General features: G+C 39.8%; 9 protein-coding genes. 2 read left to right on the forward strand and 7 right to left on the reverse strand.

Annotated features, from left to right (window positions below; all coding sequences use genetic code 11):
* Positions 1-441, forward strand: a 441-nt coding sequence (gene accB / locus Q0296_RS09115; RefSeq protein ID WP_298039662.1) for an acetyl-CoA carboxylase biotin carboxyl carrier protein, incomplete at its 5' end; no start/stop codon positions are given.
* Positions 441-1,772, forward strand: a complete 1,332-nt coding sequence (locus Q0296_RS09120) for an acetyl-CoA carboxylase biotin carboxylase subunit (RefSeq protein ID WP_298039666.1) — start codon at positions 441-443, stop codon at positions 1,770-1,772. The genes accB and Q0296_RS09120, both read left to right, overlap by 1 nt.
* Positions 1,773-1,879: 107 nt before the next feature.
* On the opposite strand, the gene Q0296_RS09125 is transcribed toward Q0296_RS09120, so the two are convergent.
* The 7 genes from Q0296_RS09125 to Q0296_RS09155 all read right to left on the reverse strand — a co-directional run.
* Complete coding sequence (locus tag Q0296_RS09125; protein ID WP_298039684.1) at positions 1,880-2,431, reverse strand: DUF2393 family protein; 552 nt, start codon at positions 2,429-2,431, stop codon at positions 1,880-1,882.
* A complete protein-coding gene (locus Q0296_RS09130; protein ID WP_298039669.1) occupies positions 2,431-2,961 on the reverse strand; it encodes a DUF2393 family protein in 531 nt (176 codons plus the stop codon). The genes Q0296_RS09125 and Q0296_RS09130 overlap by 1 nt, the downstream gene beginning before the upstream one ends.
* On the reverse strand, positions 2,951-3,685 hold the full coding sequence (gene hisIE, locus Q0296_RS09135; protein WP_298039671.1) for a bifunctional phosphoribosyl-AMP cyclohydrolase/phosphoribosyl-ATP diphosphatase HisIE: 735 nt from the start codon (positions 3,683-3,685) through the stop codon (positions 2,951-2,953). Before hisIE ends, Q0296_RS09130 begins: the two co-directional genes overlap by 11 nt.
* A gap of 2 nt (positions 3,686-3,687) precedes the next feature.
* Positions 3,688-4,806 carry a prohibitin family protein gene (locus Q0296_RS09140; RefSeq protein WP_194169249.1) on the reverse strand — a complete coding sequence of 373 codons (1,119 nt, stop codon included), beginning with the start codon at positions 4,804-4,806 and terminating at the stop codon, positions 3,688-3,690.
* A 16-nt stretch (positions 4,807-4,822) separates the two neighbouring features.
* Positions 4,823-5,737, reverse strand: a complete 915-nt coding sequence (locus Q0296_RS09145) for a branched-chain amino acid transaminase (RefSeq protein WP_002939975.1) — start codon at positions 5,735-5,737, stop codon at positions 4,823-4,825.
* A 100-nt stretch (positions 5,738-5,837) separates the two neighbouring features.
* The gene (locus tag Q0296_RS09150; RefSeq protein WP_298039678.1) at positions 5,838-6,479 is read right to left on the reverse strand and encodes a thiol:disulfide interchange protein DsbA/DsbL; all 642 of its coding nucleotides are present in this window, start codon (positions 6,477-6,479) and stop codon (positions 5,838-5,840) included.
* Positions 6,480-6,505: 26 nt separating this feature from the next.
* Positions 6,506-7,930 (reverse strand): phosphoethanolamine transferase (locus Q0296_RS09155; RefSeq protein WP_298039681.1); only part of this gene is annotated, 1,425 nt, incomplete at its 5' end.

Consider the following 7,930-nt stretch of genomic DNA (forward strand, 5'->3'; position numbering starts at 1 on the left):
GATATAAAAGAGCTTATCGAATTTTTTAATGGTATGGAGATGAATCATATCAAGATAAAAAGTGGTGATTTTGAGGTCGAGGTAGAGAAATTTGCTGATTATTGCGCGCCTGCGAAGCCAGTAGCACAAGCAGCAGCTCCAACGCCAACACCTGTAAATGTTGTAGTTAGCTCAGAGGTAAAACCAGCTGCAAATTCGCCAAAAGATAGCATAAAATCTCCTATGGTAGGTACTTTCTACGCTGCTCCAAGCCCAGGCGCTGCTCCATTTGTAAAAGCAGGCCAAAGAGTGAGAAAGGGCGATGTAGTGGGCATCATCGAAGCTATGAAGATTATGAACGAGATCGAGGCTGAGTTTGACTGCCAGATCACTGAGATGCTAGTCTCTGACGGACAGCCAGTTGAGTTTGGATTGCCGTTATTTGGCGTGGAGAAAAATTAATGGAATTAAAAAGAATTTTAATCGCAAACCGCGGTGAGATCGCTCTTCGTGCTTTGCGAACGATAAAGGAGATGGGTAAAGAAGCCGTTGTAGTCTACTCAACTGCCGACAAAGACGCGCTTTACGTAAAATACGCTGACGTGGCTATTTGTATCGGTAAAGAGCGCTCAAGCGATAGCTACCTAAATATCCCAGCTATCATAAGCGCAGCTGAGATCAGCGAAGCAGACGCTATCTTTCCAGGTTATGGCTTTTTAAGTGAAAATCAAAATTTTGTTGAAATTTGCTCACACCACAAGATCAAATTTATTGGACCAAGCGTTGCTGCGATGGCTTTGATGAGTGACAAGAGCAAGGCAAAACAGGTCATGCAAAGAGCTGGCGTGCCAGTCATCCCTGGCTCAGACGGCGCTGTGGCTGACACAAAAGCTGCAAAAGAGCTAGCTAAAAAGATAGGCTATCCTGTCATACTAAAAGCTGCTGCAGGCGGCGGAGGACGCGGTATGCGCGTGGTTGAAAAAGAGGCTGATTTAGAAAAAGCATTTTGGTCGGCTGAGAGCGAAGCGATGAGTGCATTTGGCGATGGCACAATGTATATGGAAAAATATATCTTAAACCCACGCCACATCGAGGTTCAAATCATCGGCGATAGCCATGGCAACGTGCTTCACATAGGTGAGCGCGACTGCTCTATGCAGCGCCGTCATCAAAAGCTGATCGAAGAGAGTCCAGCTATCTTACTTGATGAAAAAACAAGAGAGAGGCTACATGAAACTGCCATAAAAGCAGCAAAAGCGATCGGCTACGAGGGAGCTGGTACGTTTGAGTTTTTGGTTGATAAAAATTTAGACTTTTACTTCATTGAGATGAACACAAGGCTTCAGGTCGAGCACACCGTTAGTGAAATGGTAAGCGGACTTGACATCATCGAGCTCATGATAAAAGTGGCTCAAGGTGAGGCGCTACCAGCACAAGAGAGCATCGAGCTAAAAGGCCATGCGATCGAGTGTAGGATAACGGCTGAGGATCCAAATACCTTCACTCCGTGCCCTGGCAAGATCACAAAATACGTCTGCCCAGGCGGCCGTAACGTGAGAATGGACAGTCACATCTATCAAGACTACTCTATACCGCCGTACTACGACAGCATGATCGGCAAGCTCGTAGTTTGGGACACTGATAGAAACAGAGCCATTCACAAGATGAAAGTAGCGCTTGAACAGCTTGTGATAAGCGGCATCAAGACGACGAAAGATTTTCACATCGCTATGATGGAAAACAAAGACTTTTTAAGCAACAACTACGATACAAACTATCTTGCAAGACACTAAAAATAAATTTTAAACCATTGCCTTTTGGCTTTGGTTTAAAATTTCAAATTTCATAGATTAAAAAATTTAATCAAATTTCTACCGCTTATAATAAATAGCTAAATTTACTAATAGCAATTTAGCTTTGTGATAGTCATGCCGTTTTTAAAGTAGGGCGGATATGGCATATTTACGGTAAATGGCACACTCTTTTGCTTTTGCAAATTTTGTGCGACGTTAAATTTATATGCCACGGTGTTTGGTCTTTCGTTTTCGTCGCCTCCAAAGACCCATGAGAAAAATGAAAGTCCGCTTGGTTTAAAAAGTGCCTCTCCGCCAAGGTCATTTTTGTTTAGCGGCTGGTTGATGAGCTTGATAGTGAGCGTGCAGTTGCTAATGGTAAATTTGCCTATATTTCGCACCTGGCCTTTAAAAACGATGCTTTCATTTCGCAAAATTCTCTCACTTTTTACATTTTCAAGCTGGCCTTTTTTGGTGTATTTATCAAGTACGAGCATCAAAAAAATGGCAAGCGTGGTTGAGACTAGGATATTTGTAAAAAGTAGCGATAAAAAGAGCTTGCGCTCGGTTCTAAACGATAGGACTAGAAACAAAATAGAAAGTAGTGCGATCGCAAAAAGAACGATGATGTGAACGATCGTAAAGTAGGCTGAACTCATCAAAAACACTCCGCTTTTTTGGTGATATTGTAGTCAATAAAGGCAAAATTATTAACAAATTCTTTTATCTCGATGCTCTGTTTTGGTAAAAATTTCTGGCTTATGATGATCCTTTTTTTAGCAAATGGGTTGAGTGAATTTAAAAAATTTCTCGCCTCTTGCTTTGAGCCAAGGTAGAAGCCAAGCTCGATTTTGCAAACGTTTAATGTGTAGTTTGAGTTATTTGTGATGTTAAAATCAACCATCAACGCATCTACATATTGAAGCTGCTTTGTGTTTATTTTGCTTATGCTAACAGGTCTTAGGCTTTCATTTATATATTTGTTTGCGTAGTAGTTACCTGCAAAAAGTCCCAAAAAACCAGCTAGGATAAATAAAAATCCTATCTGCCACCATGATTTTATTGCAACAAAAATTCCTAAAAGCACGATAAATATAAATGCTAAAAACACCCAACCATAGGCTAAAAAGTCGATAAGTTTGGCGTTTTGAAGTATAAAAAATATGTTGTGCTTGATGCTATTTAACATCTCGCGATCTTTTTTCTTCGATGCCGCTCATGCCAAAACGTCTTGCAAGCTCGTTTTTGACAGCATCTGGATGTATGTTGTGGGCTGAAAGTGCGACAAGCGCGTGAAAGCAAAGATCAGCTGCTTCATAGATGAGGTCATTTTTTGCTTTTTGCTCATCTTGTTTTATCTGCTTGGCAAAACTAAGCTCTTTTGCCGCCATGACAAGCTCTGTAGCCTCTTCGCCAACTTTTTTTAGAATTTGATTTTCGCCCTTTTTGAAAAGACTTGCCACGTATGAAGTTTGCGGATCAGCATTTAGCTTTCTATCTTCTATAACGTGATAAAGCTCGTCAATGACGCCGTAACTTGGCTTTTTAACCTCGCTTTTTTCATCAGAAATTTCTAAATTTTCTAAATTTATCTCGTTAAAAAAGCAAGACCTTGCCCCAGTGTGACAAGCAGCGCCTCCGTTTTGAACGACTTTTAAAAGCAAGGTGTCGTTGTCGCAGTCTAAAAATGCAGCCTTGATCTCTTGCGTGTTGCCACTCTCTTCGCCTTTTTTCCAAATTCTATTTTTAGTGCGTGAAAAGTAGTGAGCGTAGCGGCTAGATAGAGTTAAGCTTAGTGCTTCTTCGTTCATATAAGCAAGCATCAAAACCTCGTTTGTAGCGTGATCGCAAACCACCACCGGGAGCAATCCACCAACCTTTTGCCAGTCTATACTTTTTGCTACGCTATTCATTTTTACCTTTCGCTAACTGAGCTAGCTTTTGCCCTATCTTTTGCATCTAGCCAGATATTTGGCACAGCTCCACCAGGTGTTAAGAAAATTTTGGCATCTTTATTCTCTTTAAGAGCGTCGTTAAATCTATTTTGCGTCTCAATCTGCTTTAAATTTAGTAAATTTTGATCGACACTTTTTGCGATCTCTTTGTTTGCATACGCAGTCGCATCAGCCTCGATCTTGATAGCATCTGCCTTACCTTTTGCCTCGATGATAGCAGCTTTTGCACTACCTTCTGCAAGGGCAGCTTGTTTTAGAGCCTCTTGATTTGCCCGCTCGACCTCGTATTTTGTCCTCTCAGCCTCTTGTTTAGCGATCTGGACGCGCTCGATCTGCTCTTTTACCTTTGAAGGCAAGATGATCTCACGAAGCTGCACAGTTAGAAGCTCGACTGGCTTGTTTGGCTGAGAGTCGATGTCTTTTCTTATGCCCTCATCGATCTGCCTAGCAAGGTCGTTTCTTTTAGTTGGTAGCTCTTCGGCTGTATATTTACCAGCGATGCTGCGAACCACGTCACGTACGACAGGATCAACGATCTTGCTCTCCCAGCTAAGACCCCAAGATGCGATAGTTTGTGGTGCATTTTCTGGATTTAGGCGGTACTGCACGGTGATATCGATGCTAACTGGCAAGTTTCTAGCGTCCAAAACCGAGATAGAGTTTTTGCGTAAAATTCCAGCCCCAACTCCTTGATATGACTTTTGCATTGACTCGCCCATATCCTCGCCAGAAGTGTAGTTTATGATCCTAACTCTGGTATCCACGATGATGATGTCTTGGATAAATGGCAAAAAGAAGTGAAATCCTGGTTGCAAAGGATTTGGCTCATATTTACCCGCTGTGGCTTTGATGCCGACCTCGCCTGAGTGTATCACTTTAAATGGCTGAGTGATAGCAAGGATCGCGATAATGGCGATTATGATGTAGGCTAGCGCACCAAATTTGCCAAAGCCACTTGGTATATTTGGCATTTTAAAATCCTTTTTAAAAGGTGGCTCTTTGTCATTATTTTGACCTGAGCCTCTGTTGTCATTACCTGGCTTTTTTTTGTTGAAATAATCATTTAAATCAGCGGGCATTTCGTTCCTTTAAATCTTAAATATATGTTAAAAATGATTCGTATTTTTTGTTTAGACCATAAACTACGTCAAAGTAAGCTTTTTGTAGTCTCTTTGTCACTTCGCCTCTAGCGCCGTTGCCGATGATGCGGTTGTCTATGCTATTTATCGGCGTTACTTCAGCTGCAGTGCCAGTAAAAAACGCTTCATCAGCTGTGTATGCCTGATCTCTTGTGATGCGCTCTCTTCTTACTTCGATGTCAAGATCGTGAGCAAGTCTTATGACTGTATCTTGAGTGATGCTAAGTAGGCTGTTGTCATTTGGTGGAGTGATCAATGCGCCATTTTCAACGATAAAAAAGCACTCGCCTGGGCCCTCAGCTACAAAGCCCTCGCTGTCAAGAAGCAGCGCCTCGTCGTATCCAGCCTCTTTTGCTTCGTAGTTTGCCATTTGTGAGCTTAGGTAGTTTGAGCTAGCTTTTGCTCTGTTCATTTGAGCAGCAGGAGCTAGTTTGGCAAAGCTTGAAATTTTAACTCTGATCCCTTTTTCTAGGCCCTCATCGCCAAGGTAAGCACCCCATTCCCATGAAGCGATAGCAGTTTGAACCGGTGCTTTTGTGTGCGCTACGCCCATCACGCCGTATCCTAAAAAGATAAGTGGGCGGATATAGACGTTGCTGTTATATTTATTTGCGCGAAGTAGCTCGATCTGCGCTTTTTCAAGCTCTTCTTCAGTGTAAGGCACATTTAAAACTGTCATTTTTGCTGATCTTAAAAGTCTTTTTGTGTGGTCTTTGAGTCTAAAAATAGCTAGACCTTTTTTTGTTTTATAAGCTCTTGTGCCCTCAAATACGGCATTAGCGTAGTGCAAAGAGTGAGTTAGAACGTGTACTTTTGCATCGTCCCATTTTACTAGTTTTCCATCCATCCAGATGAATTCTGAAGCGTTCATAATTAAACCTTTCTTTTTTAGAAATTTGATCCGAGTTTATCTAAAATTGCTTTAAATTTACATTTCTAAGCCCAAAATGTCCGTAAATTTTAGGCTAAAGTTACTTATCTAAAAGCTCTTTTATCGTCTTTGCCATCTCATCGATCGATGATGCTGCGCTTAAATTTATCAGATACTTTCCGCTTACCACAAAGGCTGGCACACCGCTGATGCTTGCTACATCATAAGAGGCAAACCACTCGTTTAAAAGCTCTTTTGCACGATCTGAGCTTAGCGCTTTTTCATACTCGTCTTTGCTCATGTGAGCCGCATTTAGCGCTAGATCTATAAATCTTTGCTTGTCTTTGCCGTCATTAAAGTCATCTTTTTCATCGTGCCTTGCTTTGTAGATCGCAAATTTAGCTTGCTTAAATTTAGACTCATCGCTTAGCAGATCAGTCCCATTTGCCTCATCTATCGATATAAGAGCAGCGAAAATTTTACTTGTAGTCTCGCCAAGCTTGCCTTTGGTGCTTAGGTGATATGGGATAAATTTGACCCCGTCAAGCTTTGCCATCAGCTTTCTTGTGATAGTTCGGTCAAATTTATAGCAGTGAGGGCAGTCGTAGCTAAATACCTTAACGACTGAGTTTTTAGGCACGTTAAGCGGTTTTGCTAGAGTTTGATACTCCACACCTTCAGTTAGTGCTGATAAATTTAGCGCAAAAAATGCACTTAAAATTAGCATTTTTATAAGCTTCATCTTTGCTCCTTATTATTTTTTGTTATTTACCATTGCGGCTTTACATTTTTGATATTTTCATAGTCAGTACCATTTACTAGGCGCTTTCTGCTCGCATTAAATTCACCACTTATTAAGCTTCTTGATGCGTTATATTCAAGTGGTTTTGTACCTATGATGTCGGCAAAAGTGTGAATGATGTCATCACTCATAAATTTATAATCTTTTGCCACTTCAAGTTTTTGCCAAATTTGTGGATATTTTGCTTTAAATTTATCAGTTCCTATAAATATAAGCGGAATTTCTAAAACAAAGCGGTTTATCATGCCGTGACCTCTTATGCCATCTATCTCAAAAAGAGCCTCGCCATGGTCTGAGAGATAGACTATCAAAGCTTCATCGTCTTTAAAAATTTTATAAATTTCATTTATCACGTAGTCATTATAAAGTACGCTATTTAGATACCAAGCAAAGCTCTCTTTTTGTCCAGGATTCATTTTGTTTTGTAGATCATTGGCTGTAAATTTTGCAAAATCTTTTGGATACCTTAGGTTGTATTTAAAGTGATTTCCCATTAGGTGAATGATATAAAAATTTGACTCTCCAAGACTTTGTTTTATCTTTAAAATTTCAGGCAAAAGTATGCCATCTGTTTCTCTACCGGCATAATTTGTAGCTGATGCAAATTTTTGTGTAAAAAATGTGATATCACTTCTATCTGCAACACTTTTTTGTGTTGTAGAATATCCGCCGATATTGCTTTGATTACTTATCCATGCTGTTTTGTATCCTACTAGACTAAACATATCAACGATGTTTAAACTCTTACTCCAAGGCTCTTTACTTTCATAGTTTGAAAAATTTAAAACCTTTGAAAGAGAACCATTTGTATATGTATCAGGAGCGGTAGTATCTGTATAGACTATAGCATTGCCACTTTGCTTTAAAGCCATTAAATTTGGTGTAGTTGGCAAGCCAAATCCATAAACGCTCATCTCGTTTCTTTGCAAGCTTTCACCGATCACAAAGACTACATTTGCTACTTTTTGCTCGGCTTTTATGTTTTGATTTGCTGCTTTAGATACGTCGTAATCTTTTAAAATTTGTTTATTGCTAGCTAAAAAATTATCATCCAAAAGATACTTTTTTAAAACAAAAGCGTAATTTATCAGGATATGTTCTGAGAGCTTACTTATAGCTCTATCAGCTTTATTAGACGATATTCTCATTGCTGATTTTGTAAAGAATACAGCTGCAAAGGCTATATAAATTACCGAAAGGACTATGATAGTTTTTCGGCTAAATTCTTTTACACTAGATCGTTTATATCTTGTCATAACATAAAAGATGATGCATAAAAGTATAGCAACTACTAGATATTTAGCTTCAAAAAATGTCTGAAAAAACTCACTAGCCTCATCTGGATTTGTATGCACTACACTATCGATTATTGCTATATTTATATCAGTTTT

This window comes from uncultured Campylobacter sp. (assembly GCF_937890585.1).
Classification (GTDB): Bacteria; Campylobacterota; Campylobacteria; order Campylobacterales; family Campylobacteraceae; genus Campylobacter_A.